Origin of the sequence: Mesorhizobium sp. M0239 (genome assembly GCF_040321815.1) — a bacterium.
Classification (GTDB): Bacteria; Pseudomonadota; Alphaproteobacteria; order Rhizobiales; family Rhizobiaceae; genus Mesorhizobium.
Window position 1 is genome coordinate 1 of record NZ_JAMYSG010000052.1, and the last position, 23,323, is coordinate 23,323.

General features: G+C 64.6%; 25 protein-coding genes, 1 tRNA gene, 1 pseudogene and 1 other annotated feature. Of the genes and pseudogenes, 19 read left to right on the plus strand and 8 right to left on the minus strand.

Going from position 1 to position 23,323, the window contains the following annotated elements; genetic code table 11:
• The first annotated feature begins 38 nt into the window (after positions 1-38).
• Entirely contained in the window at positions 39-1,316 is a 1,278-nt protein-coding gene (locus NKI99_RS32145) for an RNA polymerase sigma factor (protein ID WP_352613499.1), read from the plus strand.
• A 3-nt stretch (positions 1,317-1,319) separates the two neighbouring features.
• On the opposite strand, the gene NKI99_RS32150 is transcribed toward NKI99_RS32145, so the two are convergent.
• The 6 genes from NKI99_RS32150 to hrcA all read right to left on the minus strand — a co-directional run bounded on the left by NKI99_RS32150 (position 1,320) and on the right by hrcA (position 6,720).
• Positions 1,320-1,946, minus strand: a complete 627-nt coding sequence (locus NKI99_RS32150; protein WP_352613477.1) for a glutathione S-transferase family protein — start codon at positions 1,944-1,946, stop codon at positions 1,320-1,322.
• A 131-nt stretch (positions 1,947-2,077) separates the two neighbouring features.
• Complete coding sequence (gene cysK / locus NKI99_RS32155; protein WP_352613479.1) at positions 2,078-3,058, minus strand: cysteine synthase A; 981 nt, start codon at positions 3,056-3,058, stop codon at positions 2,078-2,080.
• A gap of 177 nt (positions 3,059-3,235) precedes the next feature.
• Positions 3,236-3,853: a LysE family translocator gene (locus NKI99_RS32160; protein WP_352613481.1), complete on the minus strand. Its 618-nt coding sequence runs from the start codon at positions 3,851-3,853 to the stop codon at positions 3,236-3,238.
• A gap of 111 nt (positions 3,854-3,964) precedes the next feature.
• Positions 3,965-5,317, minus strand: coding sequence for a PQQ-dependent sugar dehydrogenase (locus NKI99_RS32165; protein ID WP_352613483.1), 1,353 nt, complete (start codon positions 5,315-5,317; stop codon positions 3,965-3,967).
• A 98-nt stretch (positions 5,318-5,415) separates the two neighbouring features.
• Positions 5,416-5,613 carry a hypothetical protein gene (locus tag NKI99_RS32170; protein ID WP_023814156.1) on the minus strand — a complete coding sequence of 66 codons (198 nt, stop codon included), beginning with the start codon at positions 5,611-5,613 and terminating at the stop codon, positions 5,416-5,418.
• Positions 5,614-5,637: 24 nt separating this feature from the next.
• Positions 5,638-6,720, minus strand: a complete 1,083-nt coding sequence (gene hrcA / locus NKI99_RS32175; RefSeq protein WP_027040272.1) for a heat-inducible transcriptional repressor HrcA — start codon at positions 6,718-6,720, stop codon at positions 5,638-5,640.
• A 198-nt stretch (positions 6,721-6,918) separates the two neighbouring features.
• Here hrcA and rph point away from each other — a divergent pair, with 198 nt between their 5' ends.
• The 6 genes from rph (at position 6,919) to NKI99_RS32205 (ending at position 10,825) form a co-directional block, all read left to right on the plus strand.
• Entirely contained in the window at positions 6,919-7,635 is a 717-nt protein-coding gene (rph, locus tag NKI99_RS32180; protein WP_013528632.1) for a ribonuclease PH, read from the plus strand.
• 182 nt (positions 7,636-7,817) lie between these two features.
• The gene (locus NKI99_RS32185) at positions 7,818-8,228 is read left to right on the plus strand and encodes a VOC family protein (protein WP_352613485.1); all 411 of its coding nucleotides are present in this window, start codon (positions 7,818-7,820) and stop codon (positions 8,226-8,228) included.
• Positions 8,228-8,875: an RdgB/HAM1 family non-canonical purine NTP pyrophosphatase gene (gene rdgB / locus NKI99_RS32190; protein WP_352613486.1), complete on the plus strand. Its 648-nt coding sequence runs from the start codon at positions 8,228-8,230 to the stop codon at positions 8,873-8,875. The genes NKI99_RS32185 and rdgB overlap by 1 nt, the downstream gene beginning before the upstream one ends.
• Positions 8,872-10,035 (plus strand): radical SAM family heme chaperone HemW, encoded by a 1,164-nt coding sequence (gene hemW / locus NKI99_RS32195; RefSeq protein ID WP_352613488.1) that lies wholly within the window; start codon positions 8,872-8,874, stop codon positions 10,033-10,035. Before rdgB ends, hemW begins: the two co-directional genes overlap by 4 nt.
• 3 nt (positions 10,036-10,038) lie before the next feature.
• The gene (locus tag NKI99_RS32200) at positions 10,039-10,362 is read left to right on the plus strand and encodes a low molecular weight protein tyrosine phosphatase family protein (protein ID WP_023814161.1); all 324 of its coding nucleotides are present in this window, start codon (positions 10,039-10,041) and stop codon (positions 10,360-10,362) included.
• A 25-nt stretch (positions 10,363-10,387) separates the two neighbouring features.
• Complete coding sequence (locus NKI99_RS32205) at positions 10,388-10,825, plus strand: EamA family transporter (RefSeq protein WP_023814162.1); 438 nt, start codon at positions 10,388-10,390, stop codon at positions 10,823-10,825.
• Positions 10,826-10,898: 73 nt separating this feature from the next.
• On the opposite strand, the gene NKI99_RS32210 is transcribed toward NKI99_RS32205, so the two are convergent.
• Positions 10,899-11,090: a hypothetical protein gene (locus NKI99_RS32210; protein WP_023814163.1), complete on the minus strand. Its 192-nt coding sequence runs from the start codon at positions 11,088-11,090 to the stop codon at positions 10,899-10,901.
• Positions 11,091-11,224: 134 nt separating this feature from the next.
• Between NKI99_RS32210 and rsmI the strand changes: the two genes are divergently transcribed.
• Positions 11,225-12,154 (plus strand): 16S rRNA (cytidine(1402)-2'-O)-methyltransferase, encoded by a 930-nt coding sequence (gene rsmI / locus NKI99_RS32215; RefSeq protein WP_128305283.1) that lies wholly within the window; start codon positions 11,225-11,227, stop codon positions 12,152-12,154.
• On the plus strand, positions 12,147-12,524 hold the full coding sequence (locus tag NKI99_RS32220) for a YraN family protein (RefSeq protein WP_128305282.1): 378 nt from the start codon (positions 12,147-12,149) through the stop codon (positions 12,522-12,524). The genes rsmI and NKI99_RS32220 overlap by 8 nt, the downstream gene beginning before the upstream one ends.
• Before the next feature lie 34 nt (positions 12,525-12,558).
• Here the strand turns inward: NKI99_RS32220 and NKI99_RS32225 are convergent, their stop codons facing one another.
• Positions 12,559-13,365: an undecaprenyl-diphosphate phosphatase gene (locus NKI99_RS32225; RefSeq protein WP_352613490.1), complete on the minus strand. Its 807-nt coding sequence runs from the start codon at positions 13,363-13,365 to the stop codon at positions 12,559-12,561.
• Positions 13,366-13,525: 160 nt separating this feature from the next.
• On the opposite strand from NKI99_RS32225, the gene NKI99_RS32230 reads away from it, so the two are divergent.
• The 10 genes and pseudogenes from NKI99_RS32230 to NKI99_RS32275 all read left to right on the plus strand — a co-directional run.
• On the plus strand, positions 13,526-14,218 hold the full coding sequence (locus tag NKI99_RS32230; RefSeq protein WP_013528622.1) for a glutathione S-transferase family protein: 693 nt from the start codon (positions 13,526-13,528) through the stop codon (positions 14,216-14,218).
• Positions 14,199-15,353 (plus strand): tRNA epoxyqueuosine(34) reductase QueG, encoded by a 1,155-nt coding sequence (gene queG / locus NKI99_RS32235; protein ID WP_352613492.1) that lies wholly within the window; start codon positions 14,199-14,201, stop codon positions 15,351-15,353. The genes NKI99_RS32230 and queG overlap by 20 nt, the downstream gene beginning before the upstream one ends.
• Positions 15,350-16,249 carry an SDR family oxidoreductase gene (locus NKI99_RS32240; protein ID WP_352613494.1) on the plus strand — a complete coding sequence of 300 codons (900 nt, stop codon included), beginning with the start codon at positions 15,350-15,352 and terminating at the stop codon, positions 16,247-16,249. Before queG ends, NKI99_RS32240 begins: the two co-directional genes overlap by 4 nt.
• A 65-nt stretch (positions 16,250-16,314) precedes the next feature.
• Entirely contained in the window at positions 16,315-17,403 is a 1,089-nt protein-coding gene (mepA, locus tag NKI99_RS32245; protein ID WP_352613496.1) for a penicillin-insensitive murein endopeptidase, read from the plus strand.
• 186 nt (positions 17,404-17,589) lie between these two features.
• On the plus strand, positions 17,590-18,615 hold the full coding sequence (locus NKI99_RS32250) for a glucokinase (protein ID WP_128305278.1): 1,026 nt from the start codon (positions 17,590-17,592) through the stop codon (positions 18,613-18,615).
• A gap of 138 nt (positions 18,616-18,753) precedes the next feature.
• A complete protein-coding gene (locus NKI99_RS32255; RefSeq protein ID WP_352442639.1) occupies positions 18,754-20,613 on the plus strand; it encodes an ABC transporter ATP-binding protein in 1,860 nt (619 codons plus the stop codon).
• Positions 20,610-21,431 (plus strand): 4-hydroxy-tetrahydrodipicolinate reductase, encoded by an 822-nt coding sequence (gene dapB / locus NKI99_RS32260; RefSeq protein WP_352613497.1) that lies wholly within the window; start codon positions 20,610-20,612, stop codon positions 21,429-21,431. The genes NKI99_RS32255 and dapB overlap by 4 nt, the downstream gene beginning before the upstream one ends.
• 41 nt (positions 21,432-21,472) lie before the next feature.
• On the plus strand, positions 21,473-22,093 hold the full coding sequence (locus tag NKI99_RS32265) for a 2,3-bisphosphoglycerate-dependent phosphoglycerate mutase (RefSeq protein ID WP_128305275.1): 621 nt from the start codon (positions 21,473-21,475) through the stop codon (positions 22,091-22,093).
• 73 nt (positions 22,094-22,166) lie between these two features.
• Positions 22,167-22,251, plus strand: a tRNA-Leu gene (locus tag NKI99_RS32270).
• 185 nt (positions 22,252-22,436) lie between these two features.
• Positions 22,437-22,492: a sequence feature (sul1 is cis-regulatory element that is thought to sense ions involved in sulfur or methionine metabolism; They are found in Alphaproteobacteria), on the plus strand.
• 72 nt (positions 22,493-22,564) lie between these two features.
• Positions 22,565-23,239: pseudogene (locus tag NKI99_RS32275) on the plus strand (SulP family inorganic anion transporter); the annotation flags it as partial.
• Between the last annotated feature and the right edge of the window lie 84 nt (positions 23,240-23,323).

A 23,323-nucleotide genomic window follows, 5' to 3' on the forward strand; every position in this document is an offset into this window, starting at 1 on the left:
CCCCCCCCGGCCCGGGGCTATTCGCGGCCTTGGGGTTAATGCCCCCACAACTCCCCCAAAAAATCCCGGTTCGGCCCGGGCCGCCGTCCTCGGCGGGGGGGCCCGCCGCGGGGGCCGCGCGGCAGAGCTACGGCAAGCTGGTCGCCTGGCTCGCGGCCCGCACGCGCGACGTGGCCGCCGCCGAGGACGCGCTGGCCGATGCCTTTGCCGCCGCCCTCGAGCGCTGGCCGCGAACCGGCGTGCCGGAAAAGCCGGAAGCCTGGCTGCTGGCGGTGGCGCGGCGGCGCCGCGTCGATGCGGTGCGGCGGCGGCTCACCAGCGAGGCCGGCCGCGAGCATCTCAAGCTGATTGCGCAGGAGGCGGAGGCACGCATGACCGAGGAAGATCTGCCCGACGATCGGCTGCGGCTGATGTTCGCTTGCGCCCATCCGGCGATCGAATCGAGCGTACGCTCGCCACTTATCCTGCAGACGGTGCTGGGGTTCGACGCCGCGACGATCGCCTCCGCCTTCCTGGTCTCGCCCGCAACCATGGGCCAGCGCCTGGTGCGGGCCAAGTCCCGCATCCGTGAAACCGGCATTCCGTTCCGCGTGCCGGAGCGGGCCGAACTCGGGGAACGGCTGGATGCGGTGCTGGAAGCGATCTACGCCGCCTTCGCCGAAGGCTGGACCGACCCGGCGGGCACCGAAACGCGGCGCCGCAACCTGGCGACCGAAGGCATCTGGCTCGGCCGGCTGGTGGCTTCGCTGTTGCCGGAGGAGCCGGAGGCACTGGGCCTCTTGTCGCTGATGCTGTTTGCTGAGTCCCGCCGCGCCGCACGGCGCAGTGCCGAAGGCGACTTCGTGCCGCTGGCGGAACAGGATTGCCTTCTATGGGACCGCGCCCTCATCGATGAGGCGGAGGCGCTGCTTTCCCACGCCGCGTCCAAGGGCGTCATCGGCCGTTACCAGCTTGAGGCGGCCGTGCAGTCCGCGCATGCGGCACGAAGGTTCACCGGCCGCACCGACTGGGTGGCGATCCAGGAACTCTACGACGCGCTGCTTTCGATCGCAGGATCGCCGGTGGTGGCGATAAACCGCGCGGTGGCGATCGCCGAGGCCGAGGGCGCAGTGGCCGGATTGGCGGCCCTTTACGTGCTGGGCGACGACAAGCGGCTTGACGAGTACCAGCCCTATTGGGCCGCACGCGCCGGTCTCCTGGCCAGGCTTGGTCAGGTACCGCAAGCCTGCGAAGCCTACGACCGGGCGATCGGCCTCGAGCGAGACCCGGCGGTGCGCCGGTTCCTGCAGGGAAAACGGGCGGTGCTCAGAAATTGAGCTTCAGCCCGGCCACATCTCGTGCGAGGTGTTGAGCGTCTTCATCAGCGGATGGTCGCGCAGCCGCGCCCACAGGCGTTCGATGTTCGGCCATGCCGTCCGCGCGCTGTCGATGTCGGGATGCCAGGCCACCAGCATGACCAGATAGATGTCGGCCAGCGACATCCGGTCACCGACCAGCCAGTCACGGCCCTCGAGCGCGGCATCGAGAACGGCAAAGCCGCGGTCCATCTCGGCCACGGCCGCCAGCTTGACCGCCTTGGTGCCTTCGGGATCGGCCGTGTAGCGGTATGCGTAGTAGAAACGCAGCACTGCCGAATAGAGAACAGACGACATAAAGGCCATCCAGCGCAGGAAATCCGCGCGGGCAGGCGCTTCTGCTCCCGGCGCCAAATTGGCGTCGGGGTGGCGCTCGGCAAGCACAATGCAGATCGCTGCCGATTCGGTCATCGAGCTTCCGTCCGGCAGGGTCAGCACCGGCACCTGGTTCAACGGACTGATGTCGAGGAAGGCGGGATCGGGCCGGTCGGTCTTCGGCACGTCGATCTGCTCAAATGGTACATTGGCCAGCGCCAGCGCCGCCTCCACCACGAAGCCGCCGCTGCCGGGACGGGTATAAAGCTTGTACATGAAATTCTCCCCCGGCCCGCGCAAAGCAGGCCGGGGGAAATATGAACCGGAAGCGGTGTGGCGCTCAAGCCGCCCATGGCGGCCACGGGCGTTTTTTCAGCGGGCCAGCTTGGTCACGAAGAAGCGTCGGATTACGATCCCAGCCCCTCGAACAGGATTGTCGACAGGTAACGCTCGGCGAAGGACGGGATGACCACCACAAGATTTTTGCCCTTGTTCTCCGGCCGCGAGCCGACGACGATGGCCGCCTGCAGGGCGGCGCCCGAAGAGATGCCGACCGGCACGCCTTCGAGGCGGGCGACGAGGCGGGCATTGGCGACCGAATCCTCGTTCGACACCTTGACGATCTCGTCATAGATCGTCGTGTCGAGGATTTTGGGCGCAAAGCCGGCGCCGATGCCCTGGATCTTGTGCGGGCCGGGCTGGCCGCCCGACAGAACCGGCGAGGAGTCCGGCTCGACGGCGACGACATGCACGGAGGGCTTGCGCTTCTTCAGCACCTGGCCGACGCCGGTGATGGTGCCGCCGGTGCCGATGCCGGCGACGAAGATATCGACCTCGCCATGCGTATCGTTCCAGATTTCCTCGGCCGTCGTCGTGCGGTGGATTTCCGGATTGGCCGGGTTCTCGAACTGCTGCGGGATGATCGCGTTGGGGATCGTCGCTGCCAGTTCGTCGGCCTTGGCGATGGCGCCCTTCATACCTTTCGGGCCTTCTGTCAGCACTAGCTCCGCGCCGAGCAGCGCCAGCATTTTCCGGCGCTCGATCGACATCGTTTCGGGCATCGTCAGGATCAGCTTGTAGCCCTTGGCGGCAGCGGCGAAGGCAAGCGCGATGCCGGTGTTGCCCGACGTCGGTTCGATCAGCGTGGTCTTGCCGGGAGAAATCTTGCCTGACGCCTCCAGCGCCTCGATCATCGCCACGCCGATGCGGTCCTTGACCGAGGCGATCGGATTGAAGAATTCGAGCTTGGCGATGAGATTGGCGACGATGCCCTTTTCCCGAGCGAACTTGTCGAGCCGCACCAGAGGCGTATCGCCGATCGTGTCGGTGATGGAATCGTAGACGCGGCCGCGGCCGGGCACGCGGGCTGATGTGGTGGGCTTGTTCATTGGTTTCGCTCCCAGAATTTCAGGCAAGTGGATTTGCGGGCAACATAGGACCTTCGACCGCGCAAGATAGACTGTCGATTGAAAATATCCGAGTGAGACCTGTGTCTAAAACAGTGCCGTCTCGGAAAAGCATTTCCCGCAAAGGCCTGTTTGCGAAATGCTTTGGCCGAAAGCCCGCTATTGGCGGGCGGCAATCGCTGCAGCGGCACCGACCATGAAGCCGGCAGCCGTACGGTTCAGCGCCTTGAGCGCGCGCGGCGACTTCAGGAACCAGCGCGCCTTGGCGGCCAGCGCCAGATACGGCACCAGCACCACCAGAAGCACGACGATCGTCAGCGCGACGAGAATGCCGTAGTCGGCCAGCGTGATGGTTTTCAGGTCGACGATGGTCGGCGTGATGGCGAGATAGAAGATCATCGTCTTCGGATTGCCGAGCGTGAGGGTCAGGCCGGCGGCAAAGCTCGACAGCAAGCCGCCCTTGCCTTTTCTGGCCTCGACGGTCTCGGGCGTGATGCCGCTGTTCCAGAAGCGCCAGCCGAGGAAGGCGAGATAGGCGACGCCGAGCCATTTGATAGCGAGGAAAACCATGCCGAAACTCTGGGCGACGAAGGCGAGGCCAAGCACCACGGCGGTCAGATAGGTGATGTCGCCAACCATCAGGCCAAAAGACATCGCCAGCGACGAGCGGAAGCCGGAGCCGAGCGCACGGGCGACCAGCGCGGTGATGCCGGGACCAGGAATCGCGGCGGCGATGCCGAGAGCGGCGCTGTAGGCGAGGAATCCGGTGAGGGTCATGGTTGCGGCCTTGCGCGACGCTGCTATCACGGCATCCTATCGCACAAAGTCCGGCGGGCGTGAATTCCCTGAAACTCGGATTCGATTGCACCACGCCTGTGCGAACTGCGCTCAGGAACGACCGTCGCCATGGGTGACACGCCAGATGGTGCCGTTGCCGTCCTCGGTGACGATCAGCGCGCCATCCAGGGCCACCGCCACGCCGACCGGCCGCCCCCAGACCTCACCGTTCGAGACGACGAAGCCGGTGATGAAATCCTCATATTCGCCGGTTGGCTTGCCGTCCTTGAACAGCAACCGCACCACCTTGTAGCCGGTCCGGTTGCCGCGGTTCCATGACCCGTGCAGAGCGACGAAAGCATCGCCCTTGTATTCGGCCGGAAAGCTCTTCCCATCGTAGAAGGCGATGTTGAGCGGCGCCGAATGCGCCTGCATCAGCACATCGGGAACGGTCGTTTTGCCGGCAAGATCGGGGCGCTCACCCTTGTGGCGCGGATCCTCATTGTCGCCGATATAATACCACGGCCAGCCATAGAAGGCGCCGTCCTTGACCACGGTCGCGTATTCGGGCGGCACATTGTCGCCAAGCGCATCCCGTTCGTTGACGACGCACCACAGCGCGCCGGTCGCCGGCTGCACGGTCATGCCCGAGCAGTTGCGCAGGCCGGTGGCAAAGATGCGGCCGCTCTTGCCATCGGGATCGAAGGCCAGCACATCGGCGCGGCCATCTTCGGATCCCCATGGCGCGCCGAGCGCCTGCGACGCCGCCCAGGCGTCGAGTCCGCCCTTCGGCTCCTGGCCCATGTCCTCGGCGACATTCGATCCCGAGCCGACCGACAGATAAAGCGTCTTGCCGTCCGGCGAAAAAGCGATGTCGCGGGTCCAGTGGTGATTGGCCGGGATGTTGTCGACGATGGTTTCTGGATCGCCGGAGGCCTTCAGGTCGCCATTGCGGTAGGCAAAACGCACGATGCTGTCGCTATTGGCGACATAGACCCATTGCGGGTCAGCGCCTGGCGGATAGAAGGCAATACCATAGGGCTGGTTGAGATTGCCGGCAAAGATGCCGTCCTGCGCAGGCTTCGCACTGCCTTCGGCCAGACGGTAGATGCGGACTTGGTTGGCCTCGCTGTCGGCGACGAACAGGTCGCCATTCGGCGCGACGCGCACGACGCGTGGATTGTCGATGCCCGATGCAACCAGCTCGGCCGAGAACCCCGGCGGCAGTTGCAGCTTCGCGTCTGCCGGCATGTCCGCAACGCCGGCGCTGTTCGAGGTCGACCGGGTGGCATAGGGCTTAGGCAGATCGTCCGGTCTGATCAGGCGGCGTGTGCCCGGCTTGTCCGCTCGCCAGTCGCCGAATGCGGCCGCGCCTTTGAGCACCGGATCGTCCGCCTGCTGGGCGAATGAAGCGGTCGAGAGAAACAGTGCGGCGGAAATTGCGGGGCCGGCAAAACGCATCATTCGGTCCTCCAATGTTTGGGCGTGAGAACAGGAACGAGCGGTCTCGTCGATCGTTCCACGGCACACGATGAGGTGGAGGAAGCTTCCGGTTTCCCGGCTCAGGTCCCGGCGGCGTAAAAATCGTCGTCGAGGCGTTTTTCCAACTCGACGAGGTCAGCCGGCAGCGGCAATCCCATGGCGCGCATTTCCTGCAGTTTTTCACGCAACTGCTCCTGGATCTCGTGCTGGTCTTCCGGCTGGTTGACCATCTCTTCCAGCAGCAGGCTGATCCGGGCCTTGAATTCTTCGAGCGCCATCATCGTCTCCTCGGTTGGATCAGCTCAGCGCAGCATGCGGGAAATCAGCTGCGCCGTATAGTCGACCATTGGGACGATGCGCGCGTAGTTCAGCCGGGTCGGGCCGATGACGCCGAGCGCGCCGACGACGCGGGCATCCTTGTCGCGATAGGGCGCGACAACCAGCGACGAGCCCGACAGCGAAAACAGCTTGTTTTCCGAGCCGATGAAGATGCGCACGCCCGATCCCTCTTCGGCGAGGTCAAGCAACTGGATAAGCCCGTCCTGCGTCTCCATGTCCTCGAACAAATGGCGCAGCAGTTCGATGTCGGCCTGGGCGGTGACGTTTTCGAGCAGATTGGCGCGCCCGCGCACGATGAGCCGTGCCGGCAGGCCACTGTCGGCGCCGGCCCACACCGCCAGCCCCTTCTCGACCAGGTCCTGCGACAGCGTGTCGAGCGCGGCCCTGGTCTCTTCCTTGATGCGGGCGATCTCGATCCGCGCCTCGGCAAGCGTTCGGCCGCGTATATGGGCGTTGAGGAAATTTGAGGCCTCGTGCAGTTGCGAGACGGTGATGCCGGCAGGCAGCTCGACGACGCGGTTCTCGACGTCGCCATTCTGCGACACCAGCACCGCCAGCGCCTTGGTCGGTTCGAGTTGGATGAATTCGATGTGCTTCAGCGCCACCTCGTTCTTGGCGGCCAGAACCAGGCCGGCGCCGCGCGACATGCCCGACAGCATCTGGCTGGCCTCGGTCAGCATGTGCTCCAGCGTCGCGCCCGAGCCGGACGCCCGAACCTGTGCCTCGATGGCGCGGCGCTCCTCGTCGGAAAGGTCGCCAAGCTCCATGAAGGCATCGACAAAGAAACGCAGGCCGGCCTGCGTCGGCAACCGGCCGGCCGAGATGTGCGGCGCGTAGATCAGGCCGAGATGCTCGAGATCGCTCATCACGTTGCGGATGGTCGCCGGCGACAGCGAGGACGGCAGGATACGCGACAGGCTGCGCGAGCCCACCGGTTCACCGTCCCTGAGGTAGGAATCGACAATGCGCCGGAAGATGTCGCGGGAACGCATATCGAGCGACTGAAGCGCGGGCGACTGCGAAGCGGGATCGACTGCCTTGGTCATACGGCCAAAAACCTCCGGCCCAACGATATAGACTTACACTGCACCCGCGCAACCCGGTGTCTTTGTGAGATCACCCGGTGTCTGTGTGAGATCACCCGGTGTCTGCGTCAGATCGTCAGGCCATTTTCCTTTGCGCCACGCGTCCCATGCGGTTACAAGCCGGCCAAGATTCCGAAAAATGACAAGAAAGCAGCCTGAATGCGCCCTTCCAAACGCCAATTCGACGAAATGCGTGCCATCTCCTTCGAGCGCGGCGTCTCCAAGCATGCCGAAGGCTCGTGCCTGGTGAAGTTCGGCGACACGCATGTCCTGTGCACGGCCAGCCTTGAGGAAAAAGTGCCTGGCTGGATGCGCAATTCCGGCAAGGGCTGGGTGACGGCCGAATACGGCATGCTGCCGCGCTCGACCGGCGAGCGCATGCGCCGCGAGGCTTCGGCCGGCAAGCAGGGCGGCCGCACGCTGGAAATCCAGCGGCTGATCGGCCGCTCCCTGCGCGCCGTGGTCGATTTGCAGGCGCTGGGCGAGCAGCAGATCACCGTCGACTGCGACGTCATCCAGGCCGATGGCGGCACCCGCACCGCATCGATCACCGGCGGCTGGGTGGCGCTGTATGACTGCCTGCGCTGGATGGAAGCGCGCCAGATGGCCAGCGTCGCCAAGGTGCTGAAGGACCATGTCGCTGCGATCTCCTGCGGCATCCATGACGGTCAGCCGGTTATCGACCTCGACTATATCGAGGATTCCGCGGCCGGCACCGACGCCAATTTCGTCATGACCGGCAAGGGTGGCATCGTCGAGATCCAAGGCACCGCCGAGGGCGAGCCTTTCTCCGAAGAGCAGTTCGCGGACTTGATGGGCCTGGCCAAGAAAGGCATCCAGCGGTTGGTGAGTTTGCAGCAGATGGCAGTGGCTTAGGATTAAATGCCGAGCTTGAACACCCCCCTCTGCCCTGCCGGGCATCTCCCCCGCAAGGGGGGAGATCGGATGTCGTTTCGGGCTTCGCTAATCTCTAACGTTGCAAAGGGCGCGGCGATGCGGAGGCTGCCAATCTCCCCCCTTGCGGGGGAGATGCCCGGCAGGGCAGAGGGGGGTGCCTCGTGATGCCCTCTGCCATCCTTGAATCAGCTCTCTACGTCAGCGACCTGACCGCAGCGGAAACCTTCTACACCGACATCCTCGGCCTCCCCCTCCTCGGCAAGGTGGCCGGCCGGCATCTCTTCTTCCGCTGCGGCCCCGGCGTGCTGCTCGTCTTCAACGCCGAGGCGACCAAAATCCCGCCGGCGTCCGACGCCAGGCTGCCGGTGCCGCCGCACGGCACGGTCGGCGAAGGCCATCTCTGCTTTGCTGCGACCGCCGACGAAATCGTGCGCTGGAAAGCGCATCTCGAGGCGAAGAACATCGCTATCGAAAGCGAATTTGAATGGCCGCAGGGCGGCCGTTCGATCTATACACGCGACCCCTCGGGCAATTCGATCGAATTCGCCGAGCCACGAATCTGGGGCCTTTGATGCATTCTCTCGACGGAAAGAAGATCGTCGTCGCCAGCCACAATGAAGGCAAGCTGCGCGAATTCGCCGACCTGATGGGGCCGTTCGGCTTCGAAGCGAAATCGGCCAAGGAGTATGGCCTGCCGGAACCGGACGAGACCGGTACCACCTTCGAGGAGAACGCCTACATCAAAGCGCTCGCCGCAGCCAAGGCGACCGGCCTGCCGGCGCTGTCGGACGATTCCGGCCTGTGCGTCGACGCGCTCGACGGCGCGCCCGGCGTCTACACCGCCAACTGGGCCGAAACCCCGGATGGATCGCGCGATTTCGGCATGGCCATGCAGCGCACCGAAGTGGCGTTGCAGGAAGTCGGCGCGGCCTTGCCGCAACAGCGCAAGGGACGCTTCGTCGCCGTCATCTGCCTGGCGTTTCCCGACGGCGAGGCGGAATATTATCGCGGCGAGGCCGAAGGCACGCTGGTCTGGCCGCCGCGCGGCGAACTCGGCTTCGGCTACGACCCGGTCTTCCTCCCCGACGGCTTCGACAAGACTTTTGGTGAGATGACGGCCGAGGAAAAGCACGGCTGGAAGCCCGGCCAGCCGACGGCGCTGTCGCATCGCGCTCGCGCCTTCCAGAAGTTCGCCAAAGCGAGATTGGGCTCGCCATGAGCATGCTGCTCGACCGGACGCCCGGCTTCGGCGTTTATGTCCATTGGCCGTTCTGCGCGGCCAAATGCCCCTATTGCGACTTCAACAGCCATGTCCGCCACCAGCCAGTCGACCAGGAGCGCTTTGCCGCCGCCTTCGAGGCCGAACTGGCGACGATGCGCGAACGCACCGGGCTGCGCGAGGTGACCAGCATCTTTCTCGGCGGCGGCACGCCGTCGCTGATGAAGCCGGAAACCGTGGCCAGGGTTCTGGACGCCGTGGCGAAGAACTGGACTGTGCCTGATGGCATCGAGGTGACGCTGGAGGCCAATCCGTCCTCGGTCGAGGCCGAACGCTTTCGCGGCTACCGGGCAGCCGGCGTCAACCGCGTGTCGCTCGGCGTGCAGGCGCTGGATGACAAGGATTTGCGCTTCCTCGGGCGGCTGCACAATGTCGAGGAAGCGCTGCACGCCATCGGCCTCGCGCGGGAAATATTCCCAAGGCTGTCCTTCGACCTCATCTATGCCCGGCCCGGCCAGACGCCGGAGGCTTGGGCATCGGAGCTGGAACAGGCGATCGGCCATGCCGCCGACCATCTGTCGCTTTACCAGCTGACCATTGAGGAAGGCACGCCCTTCCACGCCCTGCACGCGGCAAAGAAATTCATCATTCCCGACAATGACCACGCCGCCGACCTCTATGCGCTGACGCAGGAGATTACATCGGCGCATGGTTTGCCGGCTTACGAGATCTCCAACCACGCAAGGCCGGGCGCCGAGAGCCGGCACAACCTCACCTATTGGCGCTATGGCGAATATGTCGGCGTCGGGCCGGGCGCGCATGGCCGCTTCGTCGAAAATGGTCGCCGCACGGTGACGATCGCCGAGCGGATGCCGGAAACCTGGGCCAATCTGGTCGAGGCCAAGGGCCATGGCGTCACCGGCGGCGAAATCCTGACGCGTTCGGAAGAGGCCGACGAATTCCTGCTGATGGGCCTGCGGCTCGCCGAAGGCATCGACCTCTCCCGCTACGAAGCGTTCTCCGGACGCGGCCTGTCGAGCGCGCGACTGTCGATGCTGCAGGGAGAGGGGCTGGTAGCGCCGATCGGCAATTCGCGCCTGCGCGCCACGCCGGCCGGTATGATCGTGCTCGACGCCGTAGTGGCGGACCTGGCGCGCTAACCCTTGAAGAACGTCCTCTTCGTATGCAGCCAGAACCGCTTGCGCAGCCCGACCGCCGAACAGGTGTTTTCAACGCGCCGGGATATCGAGGTGGCCTCGGCGGGGACCAACCACGATGCCGACACGCCGCTGACGCATTATCTGGTGGCGTGGGCCGACCTCATCTTCGTCATGGAAAAGGCGCACCGCACCAAACTGCAGAAGAAATTCAAGGCCAGCCTGAGGAAGGCCCGTGTTATCTGCCTCGATATACCTGACGAGTATGAATTCATGGATCTTGAGTTGATTAGCCTTCTGAAGGCACGCGTTTCACGGTATCTCGGTTGAGACGCCATCCGCAAAGGCCACCGGCATGAACCTGACCGTATCCTCCTGGCAATTCTGGGCCCTCCTCTCGGCTGCATTCGCGGCCCTGACGGCGGTCTTCGCCAAAGTCGGCATCGAGAACATCAATTCCGATTTCGCCACCTTCATCCGCACGGTCATCATCCTGATCGTGCTCGGTGCCATCCTGCTCGCCAGCGGCCAGTTCCAGTCGCCGGCTACAATCTCGGGAAAGACCTGGGCTTTCCTCGGCCTGTCCGGTCTGGCGACCGGCGCCTCATGGCTCTGCTATTTTCGGGCGCTCAAGATCGGCAATGCGGCGCAGGTGGCGCCGATCGACAAGCTAAGCGTCGTGCTTGTGGCGGTGTTTGGCGCGGCCTTTCTCGGCGAGCGGTTGTCCGGAGCGAATTGGCTTGGCGTCGCCCTTATCGCGGCGGGCGCGGTGCTGGTCGCCTATCGAGGCTAGTTGCGCGCCGTTGCGGGCATTCTTTGTTTCAAGACGGGTGATGAAGATGTCGAAGCGATTGGGCATCGTCCGGTCAGTGCTCCGTCGTGCTGTCTGGTTTGTTGCTGTCGGAATGCCTGCCCTTCGTCGGCGAGGTGCTCGCGGTCCGCTCTTTGGTCAGGCTGTTCTCGGTCTTGGCAGGCGGGCGCTTGGCCGTGGGCGCGGCACCGCGCTTGCGGCCGGCATAGTAAGGCTCGAAAGCGTCCTGTATCTTCAGGCTGTCCATCCTGTCCTCCTCCGGAATCAGGGGGCTAATCTGCCAACGCCGGTTTGGTTCCCCACTGTGGCAAAGGAAAGGCGAATTCCTTACATCGGCGTCAGCTTTTGCAAGCCCGCGTCAGCCGTGCCAAACAGGGCTGAATGGAGAAGTCATCGGTGACCGCAGAGACGAGCAAGCGCAGCTATGTGGTCGGGCAGACCGAGATCGCGGCACGGCCATTGGAGCCGGCGCTCTATCTGGTGGCGACGCCGATCGGCAATCTCGCCGACATCACGCTGCGCGCGCTGGAGACGCTGGCCGCGGCCGACATCGTCGCCTGCGAAGACACGCGGGTGTCGCGCGTGCTGCTCGAGCGCTACGGCATTCGCCGCCGCACCACGGCCTATCATGAACACAATGCCGGCGAGGCCGGGCCGAAGCTGATATCGGCACTTCAGGCCGGGCAGAGCGTGGCGCTGATCTCCGATGCCGGCACGCCGCTGGTATCCGATCCCGGCTACCGGCTGGTCGGCGAGGCGCTCGACCACGGCATTCGCGTCGTGCCGATCCCCGGCCCGTCGGCGCCGCTTGCGGCGTTGACCGCATCCGGCCTGCCCTCCGATGCCTTCATGTTCGCCGGATTTTTGCCGGTGAAGACCGGGCAGCGGTTGACGCGGCTGGAGGCACTGAAAGCCGTGCCGGCGACGCTGATCTTCTTCGAATCGCCGCGTCGGCTGGCCGAATCCCTCGGTGCCATGGTCGAAGCGCTGGGCGGCGAGCGAAAGGCGGCTATCGGCAGGGAATTGACCAAGACCTTCGAGGAGATGCGAACCGGCACGCTGCAGGCGCTGGCCGACCACTATGCTGCGGCCGATACGCCGAAGGGCGAGATCGTCGTCTGCGTCGGCCCGGCCGAGGCCAAGGCGGACGAGCCCGCCGATATCGACCGCCTGCTGCTGTCGCTCGCCGCCGAGATGCCGGCTTCCAAGGCGGCTGCGGAAGCCGCGAAAATGACCGGCGGCCAGAAACAGGCGCTCTATCGGCGGCTGCTAGAGCTCAGGGAGATTTCTGGAGAAAGCGACAGTGGCTGAGCGCCCGAGCTCCAGCCGCCTGAAAGCCTATCGACGCGGTCATCGCGGCGAATGGCTGGCGGCGGCAGCCCTGATGATGAAGGGCTACAGGATTCTTGCGCGCCGCCACCGCACACGCTTCGGCGAGATCGACCTGATCGCGCGGCGCGGCGATCTGGTGCTGTTCGTCGAGGTCAAGGCGCGCCGCACGCTGATGGAAGCCATGGAGGCGATCGGTCACGAATCGGAGCGTCGCATAGAAGGCGCGGCTGACATCTGGCTGTCACGCCAAGCGGACTACGGCAGATTGTCGATGCGCTTCGACATGGTCGCGGTGCTGCCCTGGCGCTGGCCGGTGCATGTCGAGAACGCGTTTTACGGAAGGAATTGAGTAGCTTACCCTCCCCACAAGGGGGAGGGTAAGCTCACCCCCAAACCATCAGCGCCGCCAGCCCGACAATACCCACCACCAGCCGCCACCAGCCGAACAGCGAGTAGCCGTTGCGCGAGACGTAATCGAGCAGGAAGCGTACGACTATGAGCGCCGTGACGAAGGCGGCGACGAAGCCGACGGCGATGATCGGCAGGTCGGCGCTGCTCAGCACGTTGCGGTTCTTGAACAGGTCGAAGGCGAAGGCGCCGACCATGGTCGGGATCGCAAGGAAGAAGGAAAATTCCGCGGCCGCGCGCTTATCGACGCCCAAAAGCAGGGCGCCGACGATGGTCGAGCCCGAACGCGATGTGCCGGGAATGAGCGACAGGCACTGGAAAAGCCCGATCTGCAGGTAAAGCCGGGTCGGGAAGCGCTCGACATCGCGGTAGACCGGCTTGAGGTTCATGCGGTCCACCGCCAGCAGTACGACGCCGCCGATGATCAGCATGATGCAGATCAGCCTCGGCGATTCGAACAGCACCGTCTTGATGAAATCATGCGCCAGCGCGCCGATGATCGCCGCCGGCAGGAAGGCGATCAGGATGCCGATGGCGAAATGCCGCGTCAGCCGGTCATGCGGCAGGTCGAGCAGCATCTTCCACAGCCGGCGGAAATAGACGCTGAGGATCGCCAGGATGGCGCCGAGCTGGATCAGGATCTCGAAGGCCTTGCCGGTCGAATGGAAGCCGAGGAAATGACCGGCAAGCAGAATATGGCCGGTCGACGACACCGGGATGAACTCGGTCAGCCCCTCCAGCAGGCCGAGCAGCAGGGCTTCGACGATGGTCTGGCTTTCCATGGCTACCTCGGCATTGGCGTGACGGCTGACAGAAGGGCTTGCTTGTCATGGCGTTGAAGTCCCCCTATAGGTCGCAACACCCTGACGGCCCGCTAACCGGGCGGCCAAGACTTACCGGTGCGCCCTGCGATTCGCCAGTGCGCTTTATCATCGCGGAACCATGCTGACGCTTTTCCACCATCCCATGTTCGCCACCTGTCGCTTCGTCCGCCTCGCATTCGGCGAGTATGGCGAGGAGCTGGCTTTGATCGAGGAAAAGCCGTGGACCCGGCGCAAGGAGTTCCTGGCGCTGAACCCGGCCGGCACGCTGCCGATCCTGCTGGCCGAAGGCGACGTGCCGATCGTCGGCGCGACGGTGATTTCGGAATATCTCGATGAAACGCGCGGTGTGCTGAAGCGCGACAAGCGGCTGTTCGCCGAGGACCCGATGCAGCGCGCCGAAATCCGCCGGCTCATCGACTGGTATCTCAACAAGGCTGAAAGCGAAGTTACCCGCCATCTGGTGCGCGAGCGCGTGCTGAAGCCGGTCATGCCGGAAACGGCGGGCGGCGGCTCGCCCGATTCGGGCGCGATCCGTGCCGCGCGCGCCAACATCCGCCAGCACATGAAATACACCAACTGGCTGGCCGGCACCCGCCATTGGCTGGCCGGTTCGAGGGTCACCTATGCCGATCTCGCGGCCGCGGCGACGCTGTCGGTGCTCGATTATCTCGGCGAGATCGACTGGCGCGAGCACAGCGCTGCACGCGAGTGGTACACGCGGGTCAAGTCGCGGCCCTCTTTCCGGCCGCTTTTGACCGACCGGGTGCGTGGCCTGTCACCGGTGTCGCACTATGCGGACCTCGACTTCTAACCCCGCGAAACTGCGCGCGCTGATCGACGCGGAGGCGCAGCGCGCCGGCTTCGATGCCGTCGCCGTCACCTCCCCCGATGCGATCCCGCTGGCGCCGGCGCGCCTGGCCGAATTCGTCGCGGACGGGTTTCACGGGTCGATGGACTGGATCGCCGAGACGCTGCAACGCCGGGCCGAACCGGCGGCACTGTGGCCGCAGGTGCGGTCGATCGTCGTGCTGGCGATGAACTACGGCCCCGACCATGATCCGGGCGGCGTGCTGGCCAAGCGCGACCGTGGCGCCATCTCGGTCTATGCGCAGAACCGCGACTATCACGATGTGATGAAGGGGCGGCTGAAGGAGATCGCAGGCAAGCTCGTGGCGCGCGCCGGCGGTGATGTGAAGGTGTTCGTCGACACTGCGCCGGTGATGGAAAAGCCACTGGCCGAGGCCGCCGGGCTCGGCTGGCAAGGCAAGCACACCAATCTGGTCAGCCGCGAGCACGGCTCCTGGCTGTTCCTCGGCACCATCTTCACCACCGCCGAACTCGTGCCCGACCGCGCCGAGATCGATCATTGCGGCTCCTGCCGCGCCTGCCTCGACGCGTGCCCGACCGATGCTTTTCCGGCGCCCTACCGGCTCGATGCGCGGCGCTGCATTTCCTATCTCACCATCGAGAACAAGGGGCCGATCCCGCATGAGTTCCGTGAAAAGATCGGCAACCGCATCTATGGCTGCGACGATTGTCTTGCCGCCTGCCCGTGGAACAAATTCGCCAGGGCGGCTTCCGAAGCAAAACTCGTCGCGCGCGATGATTTGCGCGAGCCGCCGCTCGCCGACCTTTTGGGTCTCGATGACGTGGCCTTCCGCGCTTTCTTCTCCGGTTCGCCGATAAAACGCATCGGCCGCGACCGGTTCATTCGCAACGTGCTGATCGCCGCCGGCAATTCCGGCGATGCCTCTCTTGCCGACACTGTGCGCGTCTTGCTGGACGATGCTTCGCCGCTGGTGCGGGGCGCGGCAATATGGGCGCTGGCGCGGCTGGTGCTCGACGCCGAATATTCAGAAAGGGCAGCCATCGGCCTGAAAACCGAGAGCGACGAAGCCGTGCGCGACGAATGGCGTCTGGCGCGGCCAACCAGGGCGAATGCATGAGCGAAAAGCAGATCTTCATCTTCGGCGCCGGCTATTCCGGCAGGGCTTTTGCTCGGGCTAACAAAGGCGCCGCGACGATCTTCGGCACGACACGCTCGCCGGAAAAATTCGAGACGCTGCGGCAGGCCGGTATCGCGCCGCTCCTGTTCGACGGCGCGATGACCGGCGAAATCGGTGATGCATTGGGAAAAACAACGCATCTGCTGATTTCGATTGCCCCGGAAGAGGCCGGCGATCCCGTTTTGAATGCCGCGCGCGCGGCAATCGCTCAAATGCCTTTGCTGGAATGGATCGGCTATCTCTCTACGGTCGGGGTTTATGGCAATTATGACGGCGCCTGGGTTGATGAAATGGCTGAATGCCGGCCGGTGTCGAAGCGCTCGGTGATGCGAGTTGCCGCCGAACAGGACTGGCTGGAGCTGGGCCGCGAGATCGGCCGACCGGGGGCGATCCTGCGCCTGTCCGGCATCTACGGCCCCGGCCGCAACGCGCTGGTCAATCTGGAAAACGGCACCGCAAGGCGGCTGGTCAAGCCAGACCAGGTGTTCAACCGCATCCATTGCGAGGACATTGCAGGCTCCCTGTGGCAACTCATCGAAGGAAACACAGGCGGCATCTTCAACGTCACCGACGATCTGCCGGCGCCGCCACAGGATGTCGTCGCCTATGCCGCTTCGCTGATGGGCATAGAGCCGCCGCCCGAGATTCCCTTCGACGCCGCCCAACTTTCGCCCATGGCGCGGTCCTTCTATGGCGAGAACAAGCGTGTCGCCAACGCGGCGATCAAGGCGGCGGGCTATTCCCTGCGCTTTCGCGACTACCGCGCCGCCTTCGATCATATGTGGGCAAGCGGCGATTGGCGTGACGGCGAAGCGCGCAGCCCGATGAAGCGCTGACGATCGAAGCCGCGGGCGCGGCGTGCTATGATTCGGCCTTGGGATTGCGGTGGAGAACCGGGTTCATGAAGACAGCGATGAGGCCATCTTTCGGCAAAACGCCCCTGTTGGCCGCTGCGGTCGGCCTGCTTGCCGTGCTTGGGTTAGCCGTTCAGCCGGCGAGCGCCGAGGAGCGGGCAAAAGACCTGTTCGGCGCCAAGAAACTGCCGGCCGCCACCGCGGCGCAGTCGATCGGATTCTATTCCAAGGGCTGTTTTGCCGGCGGCGTCGCCATTCCCTTGGACGGTCCGACCTGGCAGGTGATGCGGCCGTCGCGCAACCGCCGCTGGGGCCATCCGGCGATGATCGCGGTAGTCGAGAAATTGTCGCGCGACGCAGCGGCCGATGGTTGGCCAGGCCTGCTGATCGGCGACATTTCGCAGCCGCGCGGCGGCCCGATGCTGACAGGACATGCCTCGCACCAGATCGGGCTCGACGCCGACATCTGGCTGACGCCGATGCCCAGCCGCCCGCTGTCGATGGCGCAGCGCGAATCGATGAGCGCCACCTTGATGGTCGATGAGAAGACCCATCTGGTGAAGGACGCGCTGTGGACGCCAGCGCACACAAGGCTTTTGAAGCGCGCGGCGAGCTACAGCCAGGTCGAGCGCATCCTGGTCAATCCGGGCATCAAGAAAAAGCTCTGCGATACCGTCAAGGGCGACCGCTTCTGGCTGCGTAAGGTCAGGCCGTTCTGGGGCCACGACTATCATTTCCACATGCGCATCGGCTGTCAGCCCGGATCGCCCGGCTGCAAGGCGCAGGAAGCGACGCCGGACGATGACGGTTGCGGCAAGCCGCTGGCCTGGTGGTTCACGCAGGAGCCCTGGCGCCCCAACAAGAACCCCGATGCGCCCAAGGCCCGCGACCTGATGACGATGGAGAACCTGCCGAGCGAATGCCGCGCCGTGCTCGACGCGCCGGGGCCGTCGTCGGCCGAGGCGGCGACCTACCATGGCGGCGGCGTGCCGGTCGCGGCTGCCGCGCCCGAACCCGAAGCGCCCTCGTTGCCCGCCACCCCGGCCGCCGCCGGCTTGCCAAGCACGATGAACGCTTTCACGGCGACGCCCGAGATCGGCGTGCCGCTGCCGAGACCGCGGCCGCCTGGAAACTGACGATCACGGCTTATAGGCAGACTCAATCGGTTCAGCGCCGCATTTTTGCGAAACCGTGGCGGTTTGGCCGCAGAGCCGGCCTCAGCGCGCCGCCGGGGTCGAAAACCGTTTCCCTTTTCAAACCCATGCGCTAGTCAACGGAAGAACGGCCAGATGCCGTCGGGGGCGCCGGAGACGGACGAGAGCATGCCACGCACAGGCGACGACGACACTTTGCTGCGGTTTCCGATCCTGATCGGCGACATCGGCGGCACCAATGCGCGCTTTTCGATCGTGCTCGACGCCAATTCCGAGGCTGGCGAGCCGACCATCGTCCAGACGGCAAACTACAACACCATCGACGAGGCGATCCAGGCGGCCGTGCTCGACCGCTCGTCGGTGCGTCCCAATTCGGCGGTGCTGGCGGTGGCTGGCCCGGTCGACGGCGACGAGATCGAGCTGACCAACTGCCCCTGGATCGTCAAGCCGAGGAAAATGTTCGCCAGCCTCGGCCTGAGCGACATCGTCGTGCTCAACGATTTCGAGGCGCAGGCGCTGGCCGTCGTCGCGCTCGGCGAGGAGCACATGGAAAAGATCGGCGGCGGCACGCCGGAGCCCAATGCCGGGCGCGTCGTGCTCGGTCCGGGAACCGGGCTCGGCGTCGCCGGGCTGGTCCATGCGCTGCACCACTGGATACCGGTCCCCGGCGAGGGCGGCCATATGGACATCGGCCCGCGCACACCGCGCGATTTCGAGGTTTTTCCGCATATCGAGAAGCTCGAAGGCCGCGTTTCGGGCGAGCAGATCCTGTGCGGGCGCGGCCTGGTCAATGTCTACCGGGCGGTGGCCAAGGCGGACGGCAAGGCGTCGCCCTTCACGACGCCGGCCGAGATCACTGCCGCGGCACTTGCGAAAACCGATCCGGTTGCCGAGGAAGCGCTGGAGATCTTCGTCACCTGCCTTGGGCGCACCGCAGGCGACCTTGCTCTGGTATTCATGAGCCGCGGCGGCGTGTTCCTCACCGGTGGCATCGCGCAGAAGATCGTGCCGGCGCTGAAAGCCGGCAATTTCCGGGCCGCTTTCGAGGACAAGGCGCCGCACAGCGCGATGATGCGCACCATGCCGGTCTACGTCATCATCCACCCGCTGGCTGCACTTCTGGGCCTTGCCGCCTATGCCAGGACCCCCTCGCTGTTCGGTGTCCAGACCGAGGGCCGGCGCTGGCAGGCCTGAAAGCCAGCGAAGCGCTCGCGCCCCCGCGACGAAGTTAATCAGGTGCGGGCATAGGCAATCAGGCCGCAGGGCGTTAAGAGGGGTGCCGAATTTGCAGCCCCGGTCCCACGAGGCGGAAAACCACAAAGCGCTCCCGATTTGACACTTCAAGCTCCAAACAAACAAAAAGCCCGGCCCGGCGAGGTCACAGCGGTGCTCCGCCGCATCCTCGCTGAAAACGGCAACGAGTATCGCTGGACCTATGTCGTCGCCGTCTCTTGCCTGCTGATCGTTTCCGGCACCACTGCCTTCACGGCGTGGATCATGGCCCCGATGATCAACCAGATATTCTACGAACGACGCGGCGATATGCTCTGGTTGATCTGCGCCGGTTTCATGGGAGCCTCCCTGCTGCGCGGCTTCGCCGGTTACGGCCAAGCAGTCGCGTTGGCCAGTATCGGCAACAATCTGGTCGCGCGCTACCAGAAGCGCAGCTTCGACCATCTGATGAAGCTCGGCGTCAACTTCTTCAACGATACGCGTTCCGGTCGGCTGGCGGCACAGGTCAGCGAGAATGTCGGCGGCGTTCGCGATCTGCTGTCGCTGACACTGACCTCCATCAGCCGCGACGCGGTCACGCTGGTCGCTCTCGTCGGCGTGATGATCTATCAGGATCCGGTGTTGTCGCTCAGCTCGCTGCTGATCGGCCCTCCACTGATCTGGGCCGTCGTCTATATCACCCGCCGACTGCGGCGTATCAACCGGGAATCCGTCCTGATCAATTCGCGGCTGAACGGGTCCGTGCAGGAAGCCACGCAAGGCATCGCCATCGTCAAGGCCTTCACCTTGGAGGCCGAGCTGGCGCGCCGCATCGGCATCATGGCGGACACGGCCGAGCAGCGTAACAACAAGATCGCTCGCGTCTCGGAGCGGCTGTCGCCGATTTCCGAGATTCTGGGCGGTCTCGCCATCACCTCCGTGCTTGCCTATTCCGGCTACCGGGCGCTGTATCTTGGGCAGCCGCCGGGCGCGGTTTTCTCCTTCATCACCGCACTGATCATGGCTTACGATCCGGCAAGACGCCTGGCGCGCACACAGGTGGGCATGGAACGTGCCCTGGTCAACGCGCGCATGATCTACGAGTTGCTCGACCTGGAGCCGAAACAGGGCGACGCACCCGATGCCGTCGAGGCGAGGATCACCACCGGCGAGGTGCGTTTCGACAATGTGACGTTCGGCTACAGCGCCGACATGCCGGTGCTTAGGGACCTGAGCTTTACCGCCGCGGCCGGCAAGGTGACGGCGATCGTCGGTGCGTCGGGCGCCGGCAAATCGACGCTGGTGGCGCTCTTGCAGCGCTTCTACGACGTCGACCGGGGCAGCATCGAGGTCGATGGCCAGGACATCTCGAAGGTAACCAAGCATTCGCTGCGGCAGTCGATCGCCTATGTGGCGCAGGCGCCATATCTGTTCGAGGGCACGATCCGCGACAACATCCGCTACGGCCGTCTGTCGGCCACGGACGCCGAGATCGAGCAGGCGGCGAAACAGGCGGCAGCCGACGAGTTCATCCGCCAGCAGCCGCAAGGTTACGACACGCCGGTCGGCGAAGGCGGCTCGACCCTTTCCGGCGGCCAGCGCCAGCGCGTCTCGATCGCCCGCGCGATCGTGCGCCAGGCACCGATCCTGCTGCTCGACGAGGCGACATCGGCGCTCGACAACGAGGCGGAGGCGCGCGTCCAGGAAGCGCTGACCCAAGTCATGCAAGGCCGCACGACCATCGTCATAGCGCATAGGCTATCGACGGTGGTCAATGCCGACCACATCATCGTGCTGGAAGAGGGCCGGTTGGTCGAGGAAGGCACCCATGCGACGCTGATGGCCGACCCGGACAGCATCTATTCCCGCTTCCACCGCATCCAGGGCAAGAAGGGGCTGGGGCTTGTCGATGACAGCAAGCCGATCCAAACTCCGGTCCGGGCCACGCGTGCGAAGAAGACTGCTGTGAGGAGCACATGAGCGAAGCAAGCGATATGGGCCTTGTGGTGGTGGGCGCTGCCGGCCGCATGGGCCAGACGCTGATCCGTGCCATCCACTCTATATCAGGCGCTCGAGTTATCGGCGCGGTCGAGCGGGCGGATTCGCCGCATCTGGGCAAGGATGCAGGCGAACTCGCCGGCATTGGCCGCATCGATGTGGCGATCAGCGGCGATCCGCTGCCGGTCTTCGCCAAAGCCGATGGCGTGCTCGATTTCACCACCCCTGCTTCGACAGTGGAATTCGCCGGCTACGCGGCGCAGGCGCGCATCGTCCATGTCATCGGCACGACGGGCTGTTCAGCCGACGATAACGCGAAAATAGCGGCGGCGGCGCGCCACGCGATGATCGTCAAGTCGGGCAATATGAGCCTCGGTGTCAATCTTCTGGCGGTGCTGGTCGAACAGGCCGCGCGCGCGCTCGACGCCGACGATTTCGACGTCGAGATCCTCGAAATGCACCACAAGCACAAGGTCGATGCGCCGTCGGGCACGGCACTGCTGCTCGGCGAGGCCGCTGCTGCCGGGCGCGGCATTGCGCTTGCCGGCAATGATGTGCGCGTCCGCGACGGCCACACCGGGGTGCGCAAGACGGGCTCGATCGGCTTCGCCACGCTGCGCGGCGGCTCGGTGGTCGGCGATCACAGCGTGCTGCTGGCCGGCACCGGCGAGCGCATCACGCTGGCCCACCATGCCGAGGACCGCGCCATCTTCGCCCGCGGCGCCGTCAAGGCAGCGCTTTGGGCGCACGGCAAGAAGCCCGGACTGTATTCGATGCGGGACGTGCTCGGCCTCAGCTGAGCGGCCAATCTGCCAACTTGCCCAACCTGAAGGGAGCAAACATGTCGAGAACCCTCGTGCTCGTGCGCCACGGCCAGAGCGAATGGAATTTGAAGAACCTGTTCACCGGCTGGCGCGACGTCGACCTGACCGAGCAGGGCCATGCCGAGGCCAAGGCCGCCGGTGAGAGGCTCAAGGCGCGCGGCCTGAAATTCGACATCGCCTTCACCTCGGCGCTGATCCGGGCGCAAAAGACCTGTCAGCACATCCTCGACGCCGTCGGTCAAAGCGACCTGAAGACCATCCGCGACCAGGCGCTGAACGAGCGCGACTATGGCGATCTCTCCGGCCTCAACAAGGACGATGCCCGCAAGAAATGGGGCGAGGAGCAGGTGCATGTCTGGCGCCGCTCCTACGACGTGCCGCCGCCCGCCGGCGAAAGCCTGAAGGACACCGGCGCCCGGGTCTGGCCCTATTACCTGCACGATCTGCAGCCGCATGTGCTGCGCGGCGGCACCGTGCTGGTCGCCGCGCACGGCAACTCGCTGCGCGCGCTGATCATGGCGCTCGACGGCAAGTCGGGCGAGGAGATCGTCAAGCTGGAACTCGGCACCGGCGTGCCGGTCATCTACCAGCTCAACGCCGATTCCACCGTCGCGTCCAAGGAAGTGCTGGACGACTGAGCCGGCGAACGGAGCAACCGCGAAAAAAGCGCGTTGACACACATCGCTTGCCCGCTTACATGAGCCCGCACCAGCCCAGATGGCGGAATTGGTAGACGCGCACGGTTCAGGTCCGTGTTCCGCAAGGAGTGGAGGTTCGAGTCCTCTTCTGGGCACCAAATTCCGGTTTCAAACCCTTCGACGGTTCAGAAACTTAAAGAAAAAGCCCGGTTTCGTCCGGGCTTTTTCTTTGTGCGGCTCAAGGTCTCTCTAAAACGGCCGTTTCAGCGAGGCCAGCGCCTACGCCGTGCAGCAAAGACTTGTTGCACTGCACCAAAATTTGCGGCTATGTGCAGATATCCAAGATGGACCCGGTGCAATTCCGGGTGGCTCTTCCGGCCGCCGATCCGCCGGACAACAACAAAACCAGATCTGCGCTGACTATGATGGGCTGCGGTCCGTCGCGGTCTGGAAATGATTGACCGGAATTCCATGCTCACATTCAAAACCTACCGCGACGAGTGGCGCGGCAACCTGCGCGGCGACGTGCTCGCGGGCATTGTTGTCGCCCTGGCGCTGATACCAGAAGCCATCGGTTTTTCTGTCATTGCCGGCGTTGACCCCAAGATTGGGCTCTACGCTTCTTTCTCCATCGCCACGATTATCTCCATCACCGGCGGCCGGCCGGCGATGATTTCAGCAGCCACCGCGGCGACAGCCGTGCTCATGGTCACACTGGTGCGCGACCATGGTCTGCAATACCTGCTCGCGGCAACCATTCTGGCCGGCGTGGTCCAGGTCGCGGCCGGCTTCGCTAGGCTGGGTTATGTGATGCGGTTCGTGTCGCGCTCGGTGATGACCGGATTTGTCAACGCGCTTGCGATTCTGATCTTCATGGCCCAACTGCCGGAGCTGGTCGGCATGCCGTGGCAAACCTATGCGATGATCAGTCTCGGCCTTGCCATCATCTATCTGTTTCCCCGCATCACGAAGGCGGTGCCCTCGCCTCTGGTGTGCATCATCGTGCTCACCACCCTATCGCTGCTGCTTCACATCGACGTGCGGACGGTGGGCGACCTCGGCGAACTGCCGTCGAGCTTGCCGACCTTCCTGCTGCCAGACGTGCCTTTCACGCTGGAAACGCTGTGGATCATTTTGCCTTATTCACTAGAGCGTTTCATATTTTGACGGAAGCGTAGCCTGCGTTTTCGAAGTAGTTCTTGCATTCGGCTGCCTCGATGGTTTCGACGA

What these genes read in the sequence shown, in the direction of transcription:
- mepA (WP_352613496.1), top strand. Translation starts at nt 16,315, where the DNA reads ATGAAGACAGCGATGAGGCCATCTTTCGGCAAAACGCCCCTGTTGGCC.
- NKI99_RS32205 (WP_023814162.1), top strand. Translation starts at nt 10,388, where the DNA reads ATGAACCTGACCGTATCCTCCTGGCAATTCTGGGCCCTCCTCTCGGCT.
- NKI99_RS32230 (WP_013528622.1), top strand. Translation starts at nt 13,526, where the DNA reads ATGCTGACGCTTTTCCACCATCCCATGTTCGCCACCTGTCGCTTCGTC.
- NKI99_RS32210 (WP_023814163.1), bottom strand. Translation starts at nt 11,090, where the DNA reads ATGGACAGCCTGAAGATACAGGACGCTTTCGAGCCTTACTATGCCGGC.
- NKI99_RS32165 (WP_352613483.1), bottom strand. Translation starts at nt 5,317, where the DNA reads ATGATGCGTTTTGCCGGCCCCGCAATTTCCGCCGCACTGTTTCTCTCG.
- rph (WP_013528632.1), top strand. Translation starts at nt 6,919, where the DNA reads ATGCGCCCTTCCAAACGCCAATTCGACGAAATGCGTGCCATCTCCTTC.
- hrcA (WP_027040272.1), bottom strand. Translation starts at nt 6,720, where the DNA reads ATGACCAAGGCAGTCGATCCCGCTTCGCAGTCGCCCGCGCTTCAGTCG.
- NKI99_RS32150 (WP_352613477.1), bottom strand. Translation starts at nt 1,946, where the DNA reads ATGTACAAGCTTTATACCCGTCCCGGCAGCGGCGGCTTCGTGGTGGAG.
- queG (WP_352613492.1), top strand. Translation starts at nt 14,199, where the DNA reads ATGCGGACCTCGACTTCTAACCCCGCGAAACTGCGCGCGCTGATCGAC.
- NKI99_RS32160 (WP_352613481.1), bottom strand. Translation starts at nt 3,853, where the DNA reads ATGACCCTCACCGGATTCCTCGCCTACAGCGCCGCTCTCGGCATCGCC.
- NKI99_RS32145 (WP_352613499.1), top strand. Translation starts at nt 39, where the DNA reads ATGCCCCCACAACTCCCCCAAAAAATCCCGGTTCGGCCCGGGCCGCCG.
- dapB (WP_352613497.1), top strand. Translation starts at nt 20,610, where the DNA reads ATGAGCGAAGCAAGCGATATGGGCCTTGTGGTGGTGGGCGCTGCCGGC.
- NKI99_RS32265 (WP_128305275.1), top strand. Translation starts at nt 21,473, where the DNA reads ATGTCGAGAACCCTCGTGCTCGTGCGCCACGGCCAGAGCGAATGGAAT.
- NKI99_RS32170 (WP_023814156.1), bottom strand. Translation starts at nt 5,613, where the DNA reads ATGGCGCTCGAAGAATTCAAGGCCCGGATCAGCCTGCTGCTGGAAGAG.
- NKI99_RS32240 (WP_352613494.1), top strand. Translation starts at nt 15,350, where the DNA reads ATGAGCGAAAAGCAGATCTTCATCTTCGGCGCCGGCTATTCCGGCAGG.
- rsmI (WP_128305283.1), top strand. Translation starts at nt 11,225, where the DNA reads ATGGAGAAGTCATCGGTGACCGCAGAGACGAGCAAGCGCAGCTATGTG.
- NKI99_RS32250 (WP_128305278.1), top strand. Translation starts at nt 17,590, where the DNA reads ATGCCACGCACAGGCGACGACGACACTTTGCTGCGGTTTCCGATCCTG.
- cysK (WP_352613479.1), bottom strand. Translation starts at nt 3,058, where the DNA reads ATGAACAAGCCCACCACATCAGCCCGCGTGCCCGGCCGCGGCCGCGTC.
- hemW (WP_352613488.1), top strand. Translation starts at nt 8,872, where the DNA reads ATGAGCATGCTGCTCGACCGGACGCCCGGCTTCGGCGTTTATGTCCAT.
- NKI99_RS32225 (WP_352613490.1), bottom strand. Translation starts at nt 13,365, where the DNA reads ATGGAAAGCCAGACCATCGTCGAAGCCCTGCTGCTCGGCCTGCTGGAG.
- rdgB (WP_352613486.1), top strand. Translation starts at nt 8,228, where the DNA reads ATGCATTCTCTCGACGGAAAGAAGATCGTCGTCGCCAGCCACAATGAA.